This window comes from Cognatishimia sp. 1_MG-2023 (assembly GCF_030548175.1).
GTDB lineage: Bacteria > Pseudomonadota > Alphaproteobacteria > Rhodobacterales > Rhodobacteraceae > Cognatishimia.
Window position 1 is genome coordinate 52,950 of the sequence record NZ_JAUORX010000002.1, and the last position, 22,952, is coordinate 75,901.

General features: G+C 53.4%; 17 protein-coding genes. 15 read left to right on the forward strand and 2 right to left on the reverse strand.

The genetic code is table 11. The features are described 5' to 3' along the window. Positions 1–124: 124 nt before the first annotated feature. From Q4544_RS03245 to Q4544_RS03315, 15 genes are all read left to right on the forward strand, one after another. Positions 125–949 carry a hypothetical protein gene (locus Q4544_RS03245; RefSeq protein ID WP_303504049.1) on the forward strand — a complete coding sequence of 275 codons (825 nt, stop codon included), beginning with the start codon at positions 125–127 and terminating at the stop codon, positions 947–949. 136 nt (positions 950–1,085) lie between these two features. Next, positions 1,086–2,165: a transporter substrate-binding domain-containing protein gene (locus Q4544_RS03250; protein ID WP_303504050.1), complete on the forward strand. Its 1,080-nt coding sequence runs from the start codon at positions 1,086–1,088 to the stop codon at positions 2,163–2,165. A gap of 12 nt (positions 2,166–2,177) precedes the next feature. Further along, positions 2,178–3,212, forward strand: a complete 1,035-nt coding sequence (locus tag Q4544_RS03255) for a transporter substrate-binding domain-containing protein (RefSeq protein ID WP_303504051.1) — start codon at positions 2,178–2,180, stop codon at positions 3,210–3,212. A 373-nt stretch (positions 3,213–3,585) separates the two neighbouring features. Continuing rightward, positions 3,586–5,319 (forward strand): ABC transporter substrate-binding protein, encoded by a 1,734-nt coding sequence (locus Q4544_RS03260; protein ID WP_303504052.1) that lies wholly within the window; start codon positions 3,586–3,588, stop codon positions 5,317–5,319. Between the two features lie 109 nt (positions 5,320–5,428). Continuing rightward, positions 5,429–6,493 carry an ABC transporter ATP-binding protein gene (locus Q4544_RS03265; RefSeq protein WP_303504053.1) on the forward strand — a complete coding sequence of 355 codons (1,065 nt, stop codon included), beginning with the start codon at positions 5,429–5,431 and terminating at the stop codon, positions 6,491–6,493. Between the two features lie 7 nt (positions 6,494–6,500). After that, positions 6,501–7,586, forward strand: coding sequence for an ABC transporter ATP-binding protein (locus tag Q4544_RS03270; protein WP_303504054.1), 1,086 nt, complete (start codon positions 6,501–6,503; stop codon positions 7,584–7,586). Then, a complete protein-coding gene (locus Q4544_RS03275) occupies positions 7,583–8,446 on the forward strand; it encodes a carbohydrate ABC transporter permease (protein ID WP_303504055.1) in 864 nt (287 codons plus the stop codon). The genes Q4544_RS03270 and Q4544_RS03275 overlap by 4 nt, the downstream gene beginning before the upstream one ends. A gap of 12 nt (positions 8,447–8,458) precedes the next feature. Beyond that, complete coding sequence (locus tag Q4544_RS03280) at positions 8,459–9,256, forward strand: carbohydrate ABC transporter permease (RefSeq protein WP_303504056.1); 798 nt, start codon at positions 8,459–8,461, stop codon at positions 9,254–9,256. Then, a complete protein-coding gene (locus Q4544_RS03285) occupies positions 9,256–9,534 on the forward strand; it encodes a DUF2160 domain-containing protein (protein WP_303504057.1) in 279 nt (92 codons plus the stop codon). Before Q4544_RS03280 ends, Q4544_RS03285 begins: the two co-directional genes overlap by 1 nt. Positions 9,535–9,651: 117 nt before the next feature. Further along, positions 9,652–10,053, forward strand: a complete 402-nt coding sequence (locus tag Q4544_RS03290; protein ID WP_303504058.1) for a BlaI/MecI/CopY family transcriptional regulator — start codon at positions 9,652–9,654, stop codon at positions 10,051–10,053. Next, positions 10,043–11,179: a M56 family metallopeptidase gene (locus tag Q4544_RS03295; RefSeq protein WP_303504059.1), complete on the forward strand. Its 1,137-nt coding sequence runs from the start codon at positions 10,043–10,045 to the stop codon at positions 11,177–11,179. The genes Q4544_RS03290 and Q4544_RS03295 overlap by 11 nt, the downstream gene beginning before the upstream one ends. Positions 11,180–11,363: 184 nt before the next feature. Further along, entirely contained in the window at positions 11,364–14,945 is a 3,582-nt protein-coding gene (locus tag Q4544_RS03300) for a right-handed parallel beta-helix repeat-containing protein (protein WP_303504060.1), read from the forward strand. Next, the gene (locus tag Q4544_RS03305; RefSeq protein WP_303504061.1) at positions 14,942–19,363 is read left to right on the forward strand and encodes a hypothetical protein; all 4,422 of its coding nucleotides are present in this window, start codon (positions 14,942–14,944) and stop codon (positions 19,361–19,363) included. Before Q4544_RS03300 ends, Q4544_RS03305 begins: the two co-directional genes overlap by 4 nt. Positions 19,364–19,412: 49 nt before the next feature. Then, positions 19,413–20,174 (forward strand): alpha/beta fold hydrolase, encoded by a 762-nt coding sequence (locus tag Q4544_RS03310; RefSeq protein ID WP_303504062.1) that lies wholly within the window; start codon positions 19,413–19,415, stop codon positions 20,172–20,174. After that, positions 20,171–21,310 (forward strand): alpha-D-ribose 1-methylphosphonate 5-triphosphate diphosphatase, encoded by a 1,140-nt coding sequence (locus tag Q4544_RS03315; protein WP_303504063.1) that lies wholly within the window; start codon positions 20,171–20,173, stop codon positions 21,308–21,310. The genes Q4544_RS03310 and Q4544_RS03315 overlap by 4 nt, the downstream gene beginning before the upstream one ends. 77 nt (positions 21,311–21,387) lie before the next feature. Here the strand turns inward: Q4544_RS03315 and Q4544_RS03320 are convergent, their stop codons facing one another. Both Q4544_RS03320 and purE read right to left on the reverse strand, forming a co-directional pair. After that, entirely contained in the window at positions 21,388–22,467 is a 1,080-nt protein-coding gene (locus Q4544_RS03320; RefSeq protein WP_303504064.1) for a 5-(carboxyamino)imidazole ribonucleotide synthase, read from the reverse strand. After that, on the reverse strand, positions 22,460–22,948 hold the full coding sequence (gene purE, locus Q4544_RS03325; RefSeq protein ID WP_303504065.1) for a 5-(carboxyamino)imidazole ribonucleotide mutase: 489 nt from the start codon (positions 22,946–22,948) through the stop codon (positions 22,460–22,462). Before purE ends, Q4544_RS03320 begins: the two co-directional genes overlap by 8 nt. Positions 22,949–22,952: the final 4 nt, after the last annotated feature.

The following is a 22,952-nucleotide window of genomic DNA, read 5'->3' on the forward strand; positions in this document are numbered from 1 at the left end:
GTGTTGAGCGAACCACAAGATGTTGACGGATACTCAACCCGTGGTTAAAAAATCATTAAGCGGAATTGATGAATGTTGATGCCTTGAGCTGCAATTGGGCATTTGGATTTTAGGAAGGCTATTTATGCAAAAGCAAAAGATCACCTCGGATGCTGCAAAGTCATCTGCAAAACCAAAATCCGCAGGATTGCAGGTCAAAAGCGTTTCTACCGTTGGAAATATTAACGTTGGCCTGAAAGCTGTGCCAAAAAAGCCAGCGAATGTTCAGGACGCGGAAGGTGCCAAGGCCGCAAAGCCGAAACAGAAAAAAGCGGCAAAAGCTGAAAAGCCGGTTAAGTCACCTAAAGTGGCTTCTGAAAAGAAGATGCCATTCAGCGCATTAATCTCCAAATCTGGTATCGCATCATCCAGCCGCCTGCCATTGATCGGTGGTATCGTTGGCGTTTGCGTTGTGTTTTTGTTGGTCCTGCTTGTTGCAGGCGGCTCTGACACGAAAGAAGCGGACGTCGCAGCACCTGTAGCTGCGCCAAAACCATCAGCTGTTGCGCCAGTGGTTACTGCCAAACCTGCAGCGCCAGAAGTTGAACCAACTGCACCGGTGACTGTCGCCAAATCCGAAGAAGCTCCTGTTGCGCCCGCAACAGAAGCATCAGGTCAAAGCACGCAGCTTTTGATGGGCAATATCATCAGCGCGCTGCGTCAACACGATGACGCTGCTGAAACTGCCGCTGCTGAAAGCAATACCGCAGCAGAAACAGAGTTAACCTCTGTCTCTAATCTGGCAAAAATGGTTGTGACCGCGATGGAGCAAGGGCAATCCGAAGCTTACATTCAACAGCTACTGAATGAAGCACAGGCGAATGGTGAAATTCGTGTACCTGCGCCTTTGTTGCGCTCTGACGGATCAGTGGACACAAGCACGATCCTAAGTCTGTTCGCTAAGAACTAATTAGAATTCGGGCGATCAACCTTATCTGCAAGAGTTTGATCGCTCACTCTGGTCATAATTTTGATGGCCAAAAATAGACATACAAATCAACTGGCCAGCGGATTGAACCCTGGCACGCACATTTCCTGGGGGAAACATGAGAAAAATACTTGGCGCGGCTGCTGTCGCCTTTGCTGGCCTGGCTGCGAATTCCGTTGCAGCAGAGACATGCGGCGGTATCTACACTGTAAAGCCAGGCGATAGCCTGTCGGTCATTGCAGACTCTTTGTATAAAGATGTCGGTAAGTGGACGACAATTCACTCAAACAACATCAAAGCAATTGGTCCAGCGGCGAATGCCATTCGCGTTGGTATGAAGCTGAACATCACATGTTTGGATGGCCTGCCAACCGGATTGCCTGGTGGTCGGAAAATCGCAGAGGCGACTCCAGTAGCGGCTCAACCTGTAGAGATTAAAGCAGGCAATGCAGAAATTCGTCATCGCATCAATTTGCTAACTGCAGACGGGTTTGAGCCTTTCACGGGCAAGTCGCTGCACAATGGCGGCATGATGACCGAAATTCTGGACGCGGCCATGAAGCGCGCAGATCCAAGTCAGGGCTACGCCATTCATTGGGTTGATCTTTGGACAGCACACGAAGAGCCACTGTTATCAAACGCTCTGCTTGATGCGGGCTTCCCTTGGTACCAGCCAGACTGCGAAAGCCGTCCTGATGATGCGCGTTGCGAGAACTTCCACTTCTCTGATCCGATGTTTGAGCTGCTGGTCTTGATGTTCACCGATAAGAACCGCCCATTGAAGTTCGAAAAGCCAGAGGATTTGTTCGGCAAAACATTCTGCCGCCCACAAGGTTACGAGCTGTATCTATTTGACGAGCAAGGCCGCAACTGGCTGCGTGACGGTAAAATCAAAGTTGAGCACCCGCTGACGACTGACGAATGCTATGAAATGGTTCTAGCAGGCAAAGCGGATGCTGTTGTTATGAACGAATTCACAGGTCGTGCGCACATCAAAGAATTAGGTCTGTCTGACCGTTTCGACGTTGTCCCACAGCCTATCGCCATTCAGGCGCTGCATGTGATCATTCACAAATCTCATCCAGAGGCGAGCCAACTTCTAGACATGGTTAACACAGCGTTGCGCAGTATTCGCGAAGACGGAACCTATCAAGCGATCATCGAAGACCACTTGGCACGTATTTGGGCTGGCTTCTAAGGAGCAGAGCATATGTTGAATTCAATCAAAAGATTGCTGGCGCGGATGGCGCTGGTTGTCGGTCCCATCTTGGGTCTGGCGCCAACCGCTGCCTATGCCATTTGCGACGTCGACTATGTCGTGCAGGGTGGGGACAACTTGTTCTCCATCGCAGAGGCGCATTACGGCGGTCGCGACCGTTGGAGCCTTATCTACTACCGGAACCAAAGCGAACTTGTTGGTTCGTCCGTTATTCCGGGGCGCAAATTGTATATTCCGTGCCCGCCAGAGGATAACACGCCGGATGCAACGCCATTGCAAAAGGCCGATGCGGAACTGACATTGCTAACTGGCAATGGCGTCGGTCCTTTCACGAACAAATCGTTGCCAGGCCAAGGCATGGTGACTGAACTGGTGAACGCTGCATTAGAATTGTCTCCTTCTCCGGTGTCTTATGCGATTAACTGGGATGACACATGGTCTGGTCACCTGCCCAAACTGGGTAAGCAAGAGTTCGACATGGGCTTCCCGTGGACGAAACCTGATTGCGCCGCTCAGCCTGACCATGAGCGTTGCACAAGTTTCCATTTCTCTGATCCGCTGGTTTCTATTCCAGTCATGTTGTTTGTTCGGGATGATCAGCAGTTCCCATTTGCGAAAGACGCAGACATTGAGGGTAAGACCCTTTGCCGCCCTTCTGATCAGTTCGTCAGCGATCTTGAGCGCGCGGGCCGTCGTTGGTTGAGTGATGGAAAGATTGACCTCATCCAGCCTGAGACAGCCGTGCAGTGTTTTGAATTGCTTCAGCAAGGCAAGGTTGATGCTGTTTCGGTTGACTTGTTTCTAGGCGCGTCAACGATCGTTGATCTGAACCTGCGTGAAAAAGTGGTGCCACTTGAGCAGCCTGTTGGCGAGACAAGCTTGCATGTGGTGATTTCCAAGCGTCATTGGCGCGGTACCTCGCACCTTTATCGTGTCAATGCGGGCTTGCAATCCCTGCGGGACAGTGGCCGTTTTGAAGAGATCATGTCGCGGCATCTGGAATTGTTTTGGGCGCAATTGCAGTAAAGCGGGTGTTGTCGAGACTAAAGAAAAGGCGAGCCAATGCGGCTCGCCTTTTTTGTGAGTGGCGGGGGGGCACTGTACCTCTTCAAACAGGCCGAGCTTTGACCAATTCGGGCAATACAGATGTGCTTCGTCGCGTTGGTATTGAAGAGGTAAAAGGTTAAATTTAGCTAAGATTTGGATGTGTGGTCTAATTTTTTAGTAGATATTTTTATCGTTTAATAACAGGTATTTACATTTGCTTTTCAGGTGGATGCGCCCCGCAAAATCCTTCATTACTAAAAAATTAGTTTGACAGATCGCTGCCCTTGAACAATCTTATGTGCCAGCCATGGGGGCGACCCCAAAGGTTAAACCAACACAGGGAGGAGCAAAGATGCGTAAGTATCTTTTCTCCGCAGTTGCGGCCTCTGCCGTGATTGCGGGCACATTGGCACATGCTGACGAAACAGCGGCCAAAAAATGGATCGACGAAGAGTTTCAGCCGTCGGTTCTAAGCAAATCAGAGCAAATGTCAGAATTGCAGTGGTTCATTGATGCTGCAGCACCTTTTTCAGGGATGGAAATCAACGTACTCTCCGAAGGCATTCCAACACACAGCTACGAATCCGAGGTGCTGACGAAAGCATTCGAAGAGATCACCGGCATCAAAGTGAACCACCAGATCCTTGGTGAAGGTGAGGTTGTTCAAGCTGTTCAAACGCAGATGCAAACCAAACGGAACCTCTATGACGGATACGTCAATGACTCCGATTTAATTGGTACACACTCGCGTCTACAGTTGGCATATAACCTGACTGATCAAATGGCAGGTGACTGGTCTGCAACGACATCTCCAACTTTGGACTTGGCCGACTTTATGGGCAGCCAATTCACAACCGGTCCTGATGGTGACTTGTACCAGCTTCCGGATCAGCAGTTCGCGAACCTCTATTGGTTCCGCAAAGATTGGTTTGATCGCGAAGACTTTCAGGCCGCGTTCAAAGCAAAGTATGGCTACGATCTTGGCGTTCCTGTTAACTGGTCTGCATACGAAGACATCGCAGAGTTCTTTTCAAACGACGTAAAAGAAATCGACGGTACTGCCATCTATGGTCACATGGATTATGGTAAACGTGCGCCAGATCTTGGTTGGCGTATGACGGATGCTTGGCTGTCTATGGCCGGCGCAGGTTCGAAAGGTGAGCCAAACGGTGTGCCCATCGACGAATGGGGCATCCGCATGGAAGCGGGTTCATGTAACCCAGCAGGCGCAAGCGTCACACGTGGTGGTGCAGCGAACGGCCCAGCGGCTGTTTACGCGATCCGCAAATGGGATGAATGGCTCCGGAAATTCGCTCCTCCAGGTGCGGCCTCTTTTGACTTCTATCAGTCGCTGCCAGCACTGTCTCAGGGCAATGTTGCACAGCAAATTTTCTGGTACACAGCGTTTACTGCGGACATGGTGAAACCACAATCCGAAGGCAACAACACGGTAGACGGTGACGGCAAACCACTATGGCGTATGGCGCCAAGCCCACACGGCCCATATTGGGAAGAAGGTCAGAAAGTCGGTTATCAGGATGTTGGCTCTTGGACCTTCCTGAAATCCACGCCTTCTGATCGTGCACAAGCGGCATGGCTGTATGCTCAATTCGTGACATCCAAAACCGTTGATGTGAAGAAATCTCATGTCGGTCTGACGTTCATTCGCAATAGCTCGGTGAACCATGACTCCTTCAGCGAGCGCGCTGCTAACCTTGGTGGTTTGGTTGAATTCTACCGCTCACCTGATCGTGTGGCATGGTCTCCAACAGGTGTGAACGTTCCTGATTATCCAAAGCTGGCTCAAATCTGGTGGCAGCAAATTGGTGACGTGAACTCTGGTGCCTTCACTCCACAAGAGGCAATGGATCGTCTTGCTGAAGAAATGGACATCACAATGTCTCGGATGCAGCGCGCAGATGAGCAGGCCAATGTTTACGGCGGCTGTGGTCCTCGTTTGAACGAAGAGCAAGATGCTGAATATTGGTTCGCCAATGGCGGTGCAAAACCAAAGCTCGATAACGAAAAGCCTGCGGGCCAAACCGTTAACTACGATGAGCTGATTGCGCGCTGGGCGGCAAACTAAGCCTCAAGTTCACTACACTTCCCCATGGCCCGCTACTACCTCGGCGGGCCAAAACTTACCCCGGCGTCTTGCCTATTGGATGCCGGGGCCCTTACGGAAAAGCAAATCCATGTCTCTTGAACTAAAGAATGTGTCCAAGCGCGTTGGCGCGCAGGTACACATCAAAGACACAAGCTTGCGGCTAGAAACGGGGCATTTCAATGTTCTGCTGGGTGCAACCGGATCAGGTAAAACCTCTCTGATCAAATTGATGGCGGGCCTTGATCCGTTGGCGTCTGGCCAAGTGATCATTAACGGCAACGACGTCACCAACCTAAGCACCCAAAAGCGAAACATCAGCTTGGTGCATCAGTTTTTCATCAACTATCCGCATATGACGGTTTACGACAACATTGCCTCTCCATTGCGGGTTGCAGGAATGGCAAAGTCGGAAATCCAAGGTCGGGTCGAAGATGCCGCCGATATTCTAAAGCTGCGCCCTATGCTACATCGTCGGCCGCACGAATTATCTGGTGGTCAGCAACAGCGAACCGCTTTGGCGCGCGCGATTGCGAAAGAAAGCCAAGCGGTCTTTCTAGACGAACCGCTGGCCAACCTAGACTACAAATTACGCGAAGAATTGCGTGACCAGCTTCCCGAACTATTCGCCGATCGTGGTGCCGTTGTTGTTTATGCCACGTCAGAACCTGAAGAGGCACTTTTGTTAGGCGGTAAAACCGCGTTGATGGATGATGGTCGTGTCACCCAGTTTGGCGATACTGCCGAGATTTACCGCAACCCAGAAAACGTTTCTGCGGCCAGCGTGTTTTCCGACCCACCGATCAACACTGCTGAGGTTGTGAAACAGGGCGATAGCATCCGTCTAAATGCAGGTGTGGTTTGGCAGGCGTCTGAAGATGCTGCTGGATTGCAAGATGGCCCTTACACAATCGCCTTGCGGCCACACCACGTGATGCCGGTCGCACACTCCGACAGCCAAGTTCGTTTGTCAGGGCAGGTACAGGTTACCGAGCTTTCTGGCTCAGAAAGCAGCGCGCATTTCGACATGGGCGTGGGCAGTTGGGTCTCTCTTAGTGCTGGGGTGCATCCCTATCGCGTTGGCGAAGTGCACGATTTCTTCTTCGATCCACAAGCCTGCTACTTCTTTGCGCCCGATGGCGCTCGCGTTGCGTGAGGACACAATGGCTAAAATAACACTCTCAAAATTACGTCACAGCTATTATCCGAACCCTAAATCGCCCTCCGACTACGCGTTGAAAGAGATTGATTTGGATTGGAAAGATGGCGGTGCATACGCTTTGCTTGGTCCATCCGGCTGCGGTAAATCCACCTTGTTGAATATCATCTCTGGTCTGTTGATCCCGTCAGAGGGGCGCATCCTTTTTGACGGTGATGATGTTACTGAATTGACCCCGGACAAGCGCAACATCGCGCAGGTTTTCCAGTTCCCCGTCATCTACGACACGATGACCGTCTACGATAACTTGGCTTTCCCGCTACGCAATCGCGGCCGGTCTGAGGATGTCGTGCATCAACGCGTTACTGAGATCGCAGAGATGTTGGAGATCAGCGATATGCTGCAAACTCGGGCCGCTAGCCTAAGCCCTGACAACAAGCAAAAGATCTCGATGGGCCGCGGGTTGGTCCGCGAGGACGTGAACGTTGTCATGTTTGATGAACCGCTGACCGTGATTGATCCACATCTGAAGTGGAAACTTCGGTCTAAGCTGAAAGAGCTGCATCAGCGTGTGAATGCCACGATGATTTACGTGACACACGACCAAACAGAGGCGCTGACATTTGCTGATCAAGTTGTGGTTATGCAGGCAGGTGAGGTCGTGCAAATCGGGACGCCGGTTGAGCTATTTGAACGTCCTGCGCATACCTTTGTTGGCCATTTCATTGGCTCACCGGGTATGAACGTATTGCCATGCGAGTTGCGAAACGGAGCGGCCTATTTTGGCGATACTGCTATTCCACTTGAGGGCGCGATAACTGGCTCTCCATCCGGAAAGACCGAGATTGGCGTGCGCCCGGAGTTCGTATCCATTGCCGCTCAGGGACTGCCGGCGAAGGTCACCAAAGTGTCAGACGTCGGCAAGCACATTGTTGTTGAATGTCAAGCCAACGGACAACGGATCAGCGCCGTGACGCATGGCTCAGCACCAGAGAAAGGTGCTGATGTGTTCCTTAACTTCCAGCAAGACCAAACTCGGCTTTATGTCGATGGTTGGCTGGCCACTCAAATTCAGGAGGCCGCAGTATGAAGACGGTCAACCATAAGGGCTGGTTCTTTGTCTTGCCCGTGCTCTTACTCGTGGCATTTAACGCGTTGATTCCAATGATGACGGTGGTCAACTACTCGGTGCAAGAAACCTTTGGGAACAACCAGTTTTTCTGGCAAGGTCTTGATTGGTTTGAGCAAATTCTCCGCTCTGATCGCTTTCACGCGGCACTCGGCCGTCAGTTCCTCTTCACCTTCCTGATCTTGATCATCGAAATCCCGCTAGGTATCGCCATTGCGTTGTCTATGCCGCGCAAAGGGTTCTGGGTGCCGGTATGCCTTGTCACCATGGCATTGCCGATGCTGATCCCGTGGAACGTTGTCGGCGCAATGTGGAATATCTTTACGCTGCCAGACATCGGCCTGCTGGGCTATTTCCTGAACCACACTCTGGGCATTAACTACGATATGACCCAAGATCCATTGGCCGCTTGGATCACGATTATCACGATGGACGTCTGGCATTGGACTTCGCTTGTCGTCTTGCTTAGTTACGCTGGCCTCGTGTCTATCCCAGATGCCTATTATCAGGCTGCCAAGATTGATGGCGCGTCTAACTGGTCTGTGTTTAGGCATATCCAATTGCCCAAGATGAAAACTGTCTTAACCATCGCGATCCTGTTGCGGTTTATGGACAGCTTTAACATCTACACAGAGCCGTTTGTTCTCACAGGTGGTGGTCCAGGCAACTCAACAACGTTGTTGTCTATCGACCTTGTGAAAATTGCTCTTGGTCAATTTGATCTTGGCCCAGCTGCCGCAATGTCGCTCATCTATTTCGCAATCACGCTTTTGGTCTCTTGGCTGTTCTACACGCTGATGACCAAAGACGATTTGAACTAAGGAGACGGTTTGATGCAAAAACGAACCCTCGTCCCGATACTCTACATCTTGTTCTTGCTACTGCCGATCTATTGGCTGGTCGCGATGAGCTTTAAGACAACCAATGAGATCCTTTCAGGCTTCTCGTTGTTTCCTCAGACCTTTACGCTTGAGAACTACACGACAATCTTTACCGATCCGACGTGGTACTGGGGCTATATCAACTCGATCATCTACGTTTCGATCAACACGGTGATCTCTGTCCTCGTGGCGCTGCCAGCAGCCTATGCGTTTAGTCGCTATCGGTTCCTTGGCGACAAGCAGTTGTTCTTTTGGTTGCTGACCAACAGAATGGCACCAGCCGCGGTTTTCGCGCTGCCCTTCTTCCAACTGTATTCAGCAGTAGGCTTATTCGACACCCACTTGGCCGTTGCTTTGGCGCATTGCCTTTTCAACATTCCGCTGGCCGTCTGGATCCTCGAGGGCTTCATGGGTGGTATCCCGAAAGAGCTCGATGAAACGGCTTTCGTCGATGGGTATTCGTTCCCGCGATTCTTTACGACGATTTTTGTGCCGACCATCAAGGCAGGCGTCGGAGTGGCTGCTTTCTTCTGCTTCATGTTCTCTTGGGTGGAATTGCTGCTTGCGAAAACGCTGACCGCCGTTGCCGCAAAGCCAATCGCTGCGACCATGACGAAAACAGCTTCGAGCGCCGGTTACGAGCTGGGCTTACTTGCCGCTGCCGGTACCTTAACAATCATTCCGGGCGCGATCGTGATCTACTTTGTCCGTAACTACATCGCCAAAGGTTTCGCGATGGGGAGGGTGTAATGCTAAGTTGGATGGCATGGACTTGGCCGACGGCCTTGGTTTTTATCGGAATTTTCACTGCAATTGGCGTGTTAACCTACATTGAAATTCGCGACCCCGGTGGGGATGAACGCAAAGGCGTATTGGGGTTAACCACGACACGCGGCGACAGGCTGTTCATCAGCTTACTGGGATCAAGCTATATCTTCTTGGCGTGGCTCGGGTTCGTTGGGACACCACTTTGGGTGCCACTTGGACTGGCAATCGCTTGGGGCATATTTACGTTTCGAAAGGTATAAGACCCAACAAAATAGCATCCTGCGCGATCTAACGCGCAGGATTATGTGATTTAATTTGGACTTACGATAGTTTTAGTATTAAAGCTTTTGAGAGGCCAAAAGTGAAAGTGTGCAACCGTGGTACGGCAAAAGAAAAAAAGCGAATTTCTGACCGAGGTTGAACTCGAATTCATGAGCGTTGTCTGGGAAACCGGCGGCGGCACAGTGCGGGATATTCTGGCAGAGCTGAACAAGGCGCAAGAACGCGCCTATACGTCAGTCGCCACTGTGCTGAAAATCATGGAACAAAAAGGGTTTCTGACAAGCGAGCGCCAAGAGCGTTCGCTGGTGTATCGACCATCTATTCGTAAGGTCGATTATCAGAAAACGTCACTGCGGAACCTATCAAGCAAACTGTTCAACGATACGCCTGCGGCATTAGTGGCGCGCCTTGTGGAGGACGAGGACGTCACAAACGAGATGCTGGAGGAAATCAAAGCACTTCTTGATGAAAGGTTGGGGGAGGAAAATGGAAGCTGATGTACTGCTTAATGCCTATATCGACTTAAATCTTCTATTGGCCGTCTGTGCCGTAATGTGGCTGGGCCTACGCTGGAGTCTGTCTCGCGTTGGTTTGGGGGCCGCTTTCACACAGCAATTGCGCCTGTTGAAAGCCCTGTCGTCCATGCTGTTTGTCGGCCCGATTGTCGCAATCGTGCTGACAACCTGGGTCTGGTCGAATACGCCGAACATTTCTGATATGCTTGTCACACAATTCCTACATGGCAGCATTCAAATGAGCGCGAGTAATTTTGAAACTCTGATCGGTGCACGTGACGCCATTGTACGTGATGCGGTATCACAACAATCAATCTGGTCGCAGTTGGCGTTCGGCTTGTTCGCCGTCGGTCTTGTGGTCGCCGCTGCGCGGGTGACACTGGCCGCTGTACGCCTTAAATCCATACTGAAAGGGGCGCATCCATGGAAGCGTTCCGGCAATCTGCACATTCTAATCAGTGATGTCGCGCGCGTGGCCTTTTCGACCCGTGATTTACGCAACCGCTACGTCATTTTGCCTTCCCATCTATTAACCTCTCCACGTGATTTGCGGTTAACAGTAGCCCATGAAATTCAACATTTCCGTCAACGCGATATTGAATTCGAGTTTCTTCAAGAGGCTCTGCACCCGCTGCTGTTCTGGAACCCGGCTTATTATTTCTGGCGAAACGAAATGCGGCGCCTGCGCGAATATGCGTGCGATCAGTCTGTATTGAAACGTGGTTGGATACAGGCGCGTGCCTATTGCGAGTGTCTGATCCGTGCGAGCCAATTTGCAGCGCAACGCCCTGTGTTATTCGAGGCACGTATCCCCGTCGTTGCCATGGTTGAACGCCGCGGCCGCCGCAGCGGTCTTGCACTACGGAAACGCATTCTTTCGGTTGCAGCTCTGACAGATCGTAACGGTCCGGCTATTCTATGGGCAACGGCTGCGAGTTTTGCGATGGTATCCGTCGTCGCGTCGGCGATCGCTATTCAGCGTCCAGCAGACTGGAGTCATGACCGCATCATGTTATCAACTGTGGTTAACCTCGAACGCCTGGCGAACCGTAACGCGACCCTATTACCACAAAGCCCATTCCAGGGCGGCTTCGTCGCTGCGAACTAAGACTAGCCTGCCCAGTTGCGTGCCACGCGAAAGGGCCGTGTCCAAAAGGCCGATCAGCTTACCCGAAGGCTACGTTTGCGTGCCGCCAAGGACATAGGGAATTGACGAATTTCTGCGAAATTTGCCAACGCATCGCGATTCTAGTTTAGTCTGGGATCGAATTTATCCGATACAAAGGTGAGCCATGCGGAAATTTGGCGCGAGTTTTGCGACAGCGGTATTGATGTCTTCGGTTGCTGCTTGGGCTGAAATCCCTGTTCCAAGTGGAAGCAATCTCTTCCAAGTTGTCAACGACGCGCCAAGTGGTGAAACCCTTGTTCTACAGGGGGGGGGCTTTCCACAATCGGTTGAAGTGATTGGGAAAACACTAACTGTTCAGGGCGCGGAAACCGGCACGTCCATCGGCGGTCCAAACGGCACAAGTATGCTGTATTTGGACAAAGCGTCAGACGTTACACTAAGCGACATTACCTTTAGTTGGGATGATCCAGAACGGGCTGGGATATTCGTCGACGGGGGCACCTTACGCATGACGCGCGGCGGTCTAAACGGCGATTTTCGATTTGCGATCTACGCCACCGCAGGTGCTTCGATCTACATTGACGACGTCAAATTCGAAGGGATGAACAACGGCATCTACCTACTAGATAACGGCACGATCACTGTATCTAACGCCGATTTCACGAACCTCTATGGCCCCTCTATTTCCGGCTTCGGCGCGCCGATCACGGCGGATCTGCAAAATATCACGGTCCAAACGGGTGAAACCACGCCTGACGTATCGGCAATCGTCTTTCGCGAAGGGCCACAACTCTCGATCCGCCAAAGCACGATCCTTGGCCCAAATGCCAATGGTGTTTACGTGGATGACGGAACCCAACTGGCGATGGATGACGTCCTAATCGAAGGCGCAGCAATCGGTGTATTGGCGCTGAACGCAGGCGCGGTAGATATCAAAAACGGCACAGTCGAAGGCTTCACATCCCAAGGCATCGCGGTCGAAGGTGCAAACGATCTACGCATCGAAGGAGTGCAAATCGAAGGGAATGGTCAGGCGTTAGCGGCACGAGGCCAAATCCCGAATGCCCAATTTGACACCCTAGTACTGGCCAACTCGGATCAAGACGTCCCGACCTTTTTCATCAATTCAACAGGGGCTTTCTCGATCAAAAACACATCGGCCAGCGGTGGTTACGCTGCGCTGTATGTCCAAGGCACGGGTCAAGGTACGCGAACCGTCGAACTATCAGATTTCTCCCAAGCCTCCTTTGCAGCCGGTATTTTGCAACAAGCTGGCCCAACTGAAAGCAATCAACCGATCCTCATCCAAGGCTCTTTCTTTCAGGCAAAAGGGGACGCTATTGGCCTCGCACTTGATCAAACATCGCAAGTCAACATTGATACCAGCGCAATCATGGCCACCGATGGTCCAGCACTGTCAGTATATGAAGGGGCAATCATTACAGCTGAAAAGACCATTCTTGCCAGCGGTGGCCCAAACCCTTGGATAGGCGAGTCGTCCCACACATTTGAAAATCCAAGCCGCGCCAATGTGATCGCAACTGATGTCGATTTCACCACCCAATCGGTGGCTGAGGTGTTTGCCGCGCTTCAAACGCGCCGAAATTCCGCTGCCGAAGATGCAAAAGGGATTGGTCAAATCATCACGGTCAACAAAGACGGAATGCAGTTGTTTGGAGAGGCCGCTCAAATCACATTAACCGCCACTAACGGTAACACTTATTCCGTAAGTGCCTTAGGAACCGCGACCGAAGTGCCCTCGGGTGCCTATCAACTCACCATTGATGGCGTTGTCCAAGCACCCGTCGATATCGCTGCTGGGCAGATTGCGGAAATCGAAATACCAGACCCGGCGCACCCCTATTTCATGTTCCAAAGTAAGAATGAATTCTATCGTGGTCCTGCACTTCCGCTGTTGCCGCGCGAAAGAATCCTCAAGAACTACGCAGCGCGCGGCGTACTTCACGACCAAACTGCATTCTGGAACAAAGACATCTACGGCCCGTTGCGCACAAGCCTGACCGCAGAAGATCGCCAATCCATGCTGGATCAAACCCGGCAAATGTTTTTTGCCAACTTCCCAGCAGCTCATGCCGCCTATGCTGCGAATAACTATACGCCCGAAGCCAATCCGCCCAAGCACGTTATGAACTATTCAGCGGGTATACTGGCCGCGTTAGGAACCTTGGAAGATCGTGACCAAATCCTTGCGACGCTGCCTGCCCAATCCTCCTATGCACGCATCGTCGCAATCGAAGTCGCCACATTGATAGAGGCAAGGCTAGATGTTGTATCAGACAGCGCAGCGTTAGAGTTGGCCCGAAGCGTTCAGCAGGATAACCCCAATCTAGCCATCGGACTGGCCGCCCATGTTGGTGCTTTAGGCAACAGCGATGCAATATCGTTGATCCTGGATGCAATGGCGCAGCCCAATTACGATCCGAACGCATTTCAGTTTTCGTCCAAACAACTCATGTTCAACCTGCTGGCGCGCAGCAACGATCCACGCGTTTTAACGCATTTCCGAAAAGCGCTGACTCAATACCGTGCAATGATAGGCGCGCTGACATCCGGAAACCAAATTGCGTACAATAGCCCGGATGGCTTTAGCTACTATATGCTGCCCATCGTTATGGAATATCTGGCCGTCTTCGGAGACGATCAAGATTGGGCCAACTTGGCTATCCCAATCGCGGGTGCAATTGGCTTTCATGATTCAATCGCGGCACTTACACAAGATCCGCTACCGTTGTATTTCGACCGCATTGGCATGTCGCCACGTCCGTCGCCGGCCTACATGCATCCTTCTGATGTGTCCGGTTATGGGCGCTTGATTTGCAGCGCACTTGAGCGCCGATCAAAAACCGACCGTGATCGTATCTTGAGCACGTTAACTGAAACAACAGGCCCCCGATTAAACGCTGAATACTACGGATTACCCGAAGATCGCGCATGGATTGTCGGCGAAGCTGTAACGCTCGTAACTTCAGCCTACTGCAATCCCAACGCCCGTATCGCTAGCGCCTTCCATCGGCGTCCCCACGATTTGGAAGTCTTTCCAATTGGTGATGGCGCACTCTCTTGGGGTTCCCGCCGCGCTCTAGCGGATCAGGCAATCCAAGCCTTTTCGCCGACTGAAAACTGGACGGATATGCGCCAGATGGCCAACATCTCGGTCACTGATCTTCAGGCCGCAATAGCAAACGATTCCCGCTTCACCACCGACGCTGGCCAAGCCATGCTCTTGCATCACCAAGCGATTGATCTTCGCTACCAAGAAGCCACACCAGACTACTACCCATCTGGCACTGTAAGGCGGCTCTTTCTGACACCGCTCACAGCATCCAGAGGCGAAGCAATCCTAACCGGTCGCGTCGATCTGCGCCCAATCATTCAAAATGGCCGCCTTTTGGTCGGCCTGCGCTTGCGGGTTGCCTATGACGAAAACGGCTTTCTTTCTCCGCAAATGTCCAAACGGGATGTAATCATACCAGAGGCCTTGGCCAACGGTGCACGCAACCTCATAAAAGAGGTTCGCATGCGTGTCGGCGACACGGTCATTCCCATGGCATTTGATCAATCCGCTACTGGAAATGTGCACGTCTTTTCAGCCGAATTACCCGACACAGGCCTCGCCAATCTGATCGTGGATGTGGACCTCGAAACATTCCAAGAGACGTGGGATATGCAGTTCCCGCTCTATGCCACCGATTTCGCCTATCGTTACAGAAAGGGTCAGCTATGACGCTCCGCATCAAGCTATTCTCCGCCTTCATGCTCAGCGCGTCGCCTTTGGTGGCCCAAACGGCAGATCACTGTAAATTGGCCGGGAATTATATCGACCTTGGCAACACCACGCTGACCTATGTCCTGAACCAAGATGCCGTGAAACGTTACGCAAACGTCGATGTCGCAGACTTGTTCTTTGACGATGACATCGAAGGCGAGGGCGAAGTTGCGGCTTGCGAAGGTGGCGGCATGGCCGGCGCCATCCGTTGCCAAGTCACCACGCCAATCGAAAACCAATCCGGCACGACCTCTTCGGATGCAAACCCGCTAGAAGCCACGACATTCGCGCCTGAAACATCCCCTTTACAAGACGAAGGCGCGCGCGATCTTATTGGGTCAGACCTAACAATCACGGTGCCCATCACTCGGTTCTACAGTCCGGGCCCACCGGCGCAGGTGTTCACCGTCCCATCTGGTGCGCCGACGTTAAAATCGGACACTCCGATTACAGCAGCGGCCCGTCAGCGCCTTAAGGATGCAATTGGCCGCAACTACCAGACCTTGGCGCAGCAGGGACATCCGGTCAGCCAAATCTCGATGGATCAAATGATGAACGGCGGCACCAGCCTGCCGATCACCGTGGCCCACCAGGCCAAAGACGATCTGCTCCAGACATCGCCCGCCACACCCGGTGTCCGACTGCCAAGCGAATGCGTCTCGCTTCTTCGGCTGCAACAGGAAGAAGCCGCAGCCAAAAGCGCGCTCCAGAAAAAGAGCCGCGAATGCAACATTCTGAAATCAAACATCAAAGCGCGTGAAAAAGAAAATTCCAAAGGCGGTCTTGTTGACAGCCTCGCCGGTTTCTTCGGCCAAGACGAACGCCTGACGCGCCTCACCAATCGGCACAAAGCCTGCGTCAAAGACGCAGCCGTGCTACGAGCATCCTACAACGAACTTAAAAAGCGTGCCAAAGCCCGGCGTGATCGGTTGAACAGTGATCAACACGAGCGTGAAATCGCCGCGATCAAAGCTGATCCCAAGCGTTTGAAAGAAGAAACGAAAATCCGCGAGTCCCGTCTGATCGGCGCGCGCGCCCAATACGAAAAACAAATCGCAAAAATCCAAGACGGGATGAATGCGTATAACAAAAACCTGCTCGCGTTGGACAAGCAAATCGCGGACATGAAGGCCAGCGATGACCCGGAAAAAGAAGCCAAAGTTGCAGCACTTGAACGCGAACGCCAGCGTTACGAAGCAACGTATGACTCTTGGCTAGACCGCATGATTTCAATCAAAGATGTGCGCGAACGCGACTTCAACCGCCTCCTTAAAGAGAACGCCAAAGACGGTATTGGGGCGACATCCAACAAAGAGCTCCGCAACGCGATTTCTGCACGTGGTCTTAATCCAACCGAGGTCATCAGCGCCGAATTCGGCGAAGGTCTGGACCGCGCAGCAATCCAAGCACAGCGCGACCGCGAAACGCTTGGCGGCAGCACCACAACAGGCCAAACCAGTAATGAACTTTTGGCCGAGGTTGTCGAAGACTACTACACAATGTCCCCGGCAGAACGTGCGCGCAGGCTTTGGACCTATGGCCCGGACGCCCTAAAAGGCATCGCCGAAGGCACCTATGAGGGCGGCGAGGGGCTCTTTAAACTGGGTAAAGGCCTTGTCGATCTCGTCCCCGAAGCCGCTGGTTTCGAAGGGTTCGAAGGCAGCACCGTCGACAAACTCGTCGGTGCAGGGTCCAAGCTGTCTGATCAATTCACACGTGGCACGGATGGGCGCGCGAATGATCGCGATGTGTTTGAAAACTTTAGCGATAATATGGGCAAGTATGCTGGCAAATTGGACGACAAATTCAATCGCAGTTTTGAAACCCTTGCAGGATCAGGCGAGAAGGGGATCAAAGAAGGCGTAAAGAAATTCGCCAAGGGTGGCACAATGATTGCCGGCGGTGAAGTCGCAGCGTTACAAACCCTTTCAAAGTTCAATCAAGGTCTCAAAGCCTTACGCGGTCTGGATGCCGCCGGTGACGTTGCACGCGGTGCTGATGTTGCTGCTGATCTTAGTCGGGCCGGGGATGCAGCTACTGATCTGGCCCGCGCTGGTGATGGCCTTAACGATGCCACGCGTACTGTTGATCGCCTAAACGACGCGACGCGTACAACTGATGGATTGAATGATGCAACCCGCACGACCGATGGCTTAAATGATGCCACGCGTACGGTAGAAAACCTTGGCGAAACCGGTGGTACCTTTGGAAAGACACGCACGACCCCTCCGGGCGAAGTGGTTGATCCGAACAAATTCCGACCGATTGATGCTGGTCCGATGCGCAAGTTCCCCGAAAAGTCACCAGCCCGGGCCACCCAAGACGCCCTAGAACGCGCGGGCGTTGATCCAAGTTTCGCACGGGTCTACGGCGCTCGTGCAACAGAACGCTCCGCAGATGCCGCCATTGCTGGCGGCGCGTTCGAGGCAGGCGTATCGCCAAAAACGCTTCTTCGGAATGGATCAACTACCGAAGAGGGGCTTCGCAAAGGCATCAAGTCATATCTAAACGAACGCGGCGTACCTCCGGCTGAACAAGGCGGCATCATAGAGAAATTTATGAACCGCCCCTCGCCGGACCTGCCCTCGCCAACACCTGCAGCGGCCAAAGCGGCTGACCTTCCTAATCCGGCGACAGCTGCTACCAAAAAGCTAAGCCCTGCCGAGGGTGCTGGCCTAAAATCGCCCACTGTCCGCCAGCCCGGCCCAGTAACTAACGCCGAAAGCGCAGCGACCGCTGCCACTAAAAAGCTAAGCCCTGCCGAGGGTGCTGGCCTCAAAGCACCCACAGTCCGACAGCCTGCACCCGTCACACCAATTGGCCGCGATCCATTGTCCCGAAACGCTGGCCGGTTCAGCAAAGAAGAATTGGCAAGACGCTTGGGCGAAAAGACGGCTGAAGCAAATGCGGCAACCAAACGCTTGAGCCCCGCCGAGGGCGCAGGCCTGAAGTCACCCACAGTCCGTCAACCCGGTCCAGTCACCAACGCCGAAAGCGCCGCGACTGCAGCGACTAAGAAGTTGAGCCCCGCCGAGGGCGCAGGCCTAAAATCGCCAACCGTCCGCCAGCCTGGCCCAGTCACAAACGCCGAAAGCGCGGCAACGGCTGCCACTAAAAAGCTAAGTCCCGCCGAAGGCGCCGGCCTGAAAGCGCCCACTGTCCGCCAGCCCGGCCCGGTCACAAACGCTGAAAGCGCGGCGACCGCTGCCACTAAAAAGCTAAGCCCTGCCGAGGGTGCTGGTCTAAAATCGCCCACTGTCCGTCAGCCCGGCCCAGTGACAACCGCCGAAAGCGCCGCGACCGCTGCCACTAAAAAGCTAAGCCCCGCCGAGGGCGCTGGCCTAAAAGCGCCAACCGTCCGTCAACCCGGTCCGGTCACAAACGCCGAAAGTGCGGCGACAGCTGCCACCAAGAAACTAAGCCCAGCAGAGGGCGCGGGCCTAAAATCACCAACCGTGCGCCAACCTGCACCAGTTGCCGCTCTTGATCCGCCAACCAAGCGATTGCCAGCCCCTGTTGGACCCAACCCATCGACGATCACCCGGTCTCCAATCCGTGGTCCCGCTGTTGACCCAGTGCCTGTTGTTGCCCGACCAACACCTGATGGTGGCGTGCACCTTTCGCACAACGGCCGCGAAATCACGCTACCTAAACGACAAGAAATTGGCATCGGCCAGACATCCCGCGTGTACGGATCAGACGAAGGTATCAATGTCGTCAAACTCAGCAAAGAGGATCAAATCGCCCGCCACCTTGATGAACTCGGCCGAAGTGCGATGGAGGGCAAAGTGGCCATTCCAGAAGTTCGCGGTCGCTACAAACTAAGCGATCAGTCACGTCTGCATTCAACGGATGTCACTCCGGGTGGCACAATGACCGTGCTTGAAAAAGGTCCGCCCGTTTTTGCCAAAGCAGCAGAGGCACTACGAGCCGCCGGAAAAGGCATTGGGGCTGAACGCAAAGCTGCCCTTCAATCATTCGCAAAACGCATGAACGATGAAGGCTTCGTTGTCAGCGACCTAAAGGCGGATAACTTTGGCTTCCGCCCATCGGATAAAATGGGCGTCGACAAGGCGCTTGATTTGGTTCCGCTCGACGATGGCATTTTGATCAAGCTCAAAGCGGAATTCGCCCATCGCGCCCCTGAAATGCAAAAAATCATCATGGATCCCGGCGATCTGGCGCGATCCTTCCCTGAGGGGCTTGCCCTCAACGACATCCGTGAACGTCTCTCGCTCTTTGATCACATGGTGGATTGGAAGGCCATGAACGGAGGGCGCGCCAACGGGCCGCTAAACACACTGGGGCAGGGGGCCGGTAACGCGCTGCCCTATACTCCCACCCTTGGTTTACATTTCAAAGGGTTAGCAAACTAAATTTTCACAGGCCCTTTCATTGGGGCCAGAGGGCGCATAGCTCTATCATATGCGAGCATTTTTATTCCTAATCGCCCTTTGGCCATTCCCCGCCATTGCGCAAGACTGTGTCATCTTATTGCACGGTCTTGCCCGAACGGATGCGTCGTTCACCGTGATGGAAACGGTTCTTACGTCAGAGGGCTATCAAACCGTCAGCCCCAGCTATCCGTCTACGGTAGACACCATTGAAACCCTCGCACAAGACACACTGCCCGCAGCCTTCGAGGCCTGCCAATCCGACAGAATCCATGTCGTAACGCATTCCATGGGGGGCATTCTGTTGCGCGCTTGGTTGGCAGACAATCAGCCAGACAAACTTGGCCACGTCGTAATGCTTGGCCCACCAAATCATGGTTCTGAAATCGTGGATACATTTGCAGACATCCCATTGTTTCAAACGATCAACGGCCCCGCAGGCCTGCAACTGTCTACTACCGGATTACCGGAAAACTTGCCGCCCGTTGATTTCTCCCTCGGCGTCATAGCCGGAGACCTTTCGCTAAACCCTTACTTCTCGTCCCTGATCGAAGGCCAAGATGATGGCAAAGTCTCGGTTTCATCCACACGAGTCGAAGGCATGACTGATCACATCACAATCGCGACCAGCCATACGTTCATGATGAACAATCCACTGGTCATTGCACAGGTCAAAACCTTTCTGAAAACGGGCGCGTTTGATCATTCCCAGACGTTGTTGGATGCGGTAATAGCTCCCGTAACAAACGCCGCCAAATCCTTGGCCCAAGAAACGGATGGCACGTTGCAATGAGCATCTCTGCAAGATTAACCGCCGCAACTGTGCTTGGGCCGGATGGTATCTCATCCAGTGACATTGCAATTGCGGACGGCCTCATCACTCCCGATGCTGATGCCCGTTCTGTAGACCTTAGCGGCTATATGATCCTTCCGGCGATGGTCGATATCCATGGCGATGGGTTTGAACGCCACCTCGCCCCACGTCGCGGTGCGATGAAAGACTTGGGGCAGGGCCTTCTTTCCGCAGATGCAGAACTCGCTTCCAATGGCATCGCTACAGCGACGCTTGCGCAATTCTTCAGTTGGGAAGGCGGCATGCGCGGCCCAATCTTTGCCCAGCGCTTTCTCAAAGCGCATCGCGATACACCGTTGTTGACCGACACACTGGTGCAACTGCGGTTTGAAACACATATGCTAGAGGATTACCCAGCCTTCGAAGCGCTCGTCGCTGAATTCTCAGTGCCCTATGTCGTGTTTAACGATCACCTCCCACATGACGCGCTGGCCAAGGGCAAACGCCCCCCGCGCCTGACAGGGCAGGCGTTGAAAGGTGGCCGCAGCCCCGAAACGCATCTGGCGTTGTTGCACTCTCTCCATGACCGCAGTGGCGAGGTACAGGAACATCTCACCGCACTTGCCAGCCGTCTAAAAACGCAAAACATCCAGCTTGGCAGCCACGATGACACAACCGCTGAACAACGCGCAGCTTTCAACGCGATCGGTGCCACGCTCTCTGAATTCCCTGAAACCTACGAAGCCGCGCGCGCCGCACATGACACCGGTGGCCATGTCATCCTTGGCGCGCCAAACGTTGTGCGCGGCGGATCGCACTCTGGCAACGTCGCAGCACAGGATTTGGTTGCCGAAGGTCTGTGTGACGCGCTTGCATCCGACTACCACTATCCAGCCCTGCGTCAGGCCGCGTTTAAACTGTTTGATGACAATATCTTATCGCTGCCAAAAGCATGGCACTTGATTTCACAAGGCCCCGCAGAATTGCTCGGCTTCACAGATCGCGGCACGCTCGCCCCAGGAAAACGCGCTGACCTCATCATCGTCAACGAAAGCACGCGACGGATCGAGGCAACTCTATGCGCTGGGCGCATTACTTATCTGGCCGGTGAGGCCGCGCAACGCTTTCTCGCCTAAACTGCAACGCAAAACGCCCACCAAGCGGCGGGCGTTCTAAACGTCAGCAGGCGCAAACAGTGCCCCGCCGCTTTTCGTTAAGCTTTCGCAGGCAATACAACACGATTGATATGACCCATCTTACGGCCCGGCTTCGTTTCGGTCTTGCCATATAGATGCACAGCAACATGCGGCTCGACCAACAACTCCGGCACCCGATCCATATCGTCACCAATCAGGTTTTCCATCACCACATCCGAATGCCGTTTTCCATCACCCAATGGCAATCCAACAACCGCACGGATATGCTGCTCAAACTGATCAACGGCGCAGCCATTTTGTGTCCAGTGACCAGAGTTATGAACCCGTGGCGCGATCTCGTTCACAATCAGACCTTCAGGCGTGACAAACAATTCCACACCCATGACACCAACGTAATCCAAGGCATTCAAAATCTTAGAAGCCATCAAGACCGCATCCATGCGCAGCGACCCCGCAAGGCGCGCAGGCACAGTGGTTGTCCGCAGAATACCACCGACATGCACGTTTTCACCGGGATCAAAGCAGGCAACCTCACCAGATGCGCCGCGTACTGCAATCACAGACACCTCGTGGGAAAACTTCACAAAGCCTTCCAACACGGAAGGGGAATCCGCCATATCAGCCCAAGCCGCAGATGCATCCGCCGCCGAATTGATCCGCGCCTGCCCTTTACCGTCGTAACCAAACCGCCGTGTCTTCAGAATTGAAGGTGCCCCAATTTCTGTCAACGCAGCCTTTAGGTCATCGGCGCTATCCACCATCGCAAATGGAGCAACCTTCAGCCCCAGACCCGAAAGGAATTCCTTTTCCGTGATCCGATCTTGGCTCACCCGCAACGCTTCGCGACCCGGACGAATCTCACGGTGTGCCTCAAGGATATCCAAAGCCGATGTCGGGATATTCTCAAACTCATAGGTGATGACATCAACTGCTTCGGCAAAGGCTAGCAAAGCCGCCTCATCTTCATAAGCCGCCGTCGTAACCTGATCCGCAACTTCTGCCGCTGGTGGGTTTGCACTTGGTTCAAAAATATGGGTTTTGTACCCCAACCGAGACGCCGCAACAGACAACATCCGCCCCAGCTGACCGCCACCCAAAATGCCGATGGTGCTACCCAGTTTCAATGCGTCACTCATCGACAGGTTCATCCGCAATAGAGGCTGACAGAGCTGCACGCCACGCGTCCAACCGCTCGGCCAAGGCACTATCTTGCAATGCCAAAATACCTGCAGCCATCAAACCGCCGTTCTTAGCACCCGCAGCACCAATCGCCATGGTTGCCACCGGAAAACCGCGCGGCATTTGCAGAATGGAATACAGGCTATCTACACCAGACAACGCTTTGGTCTGTACAGGCACACCAACAACTGGCACGCGTGTCTTGCTGGCCATCATGCCCGGCAAATGCGCAGCACCACCAGCGCCCGCAATAATCACCTGCAACCCGCGGTCTGCGGCAGTCTTACCATAGTCCCACAGACGATCAGGTGTGCGATGTGCTGAAACGATTTTGGCCTCATAAGGCACGCCAAGCTCGTCCAATACGTCCGCTGCTTCTTTCATGGTGGGCCAGTCTGACTGGCTGCCCATGATGATTCCCACTTTGATGTCCGTCATAGTC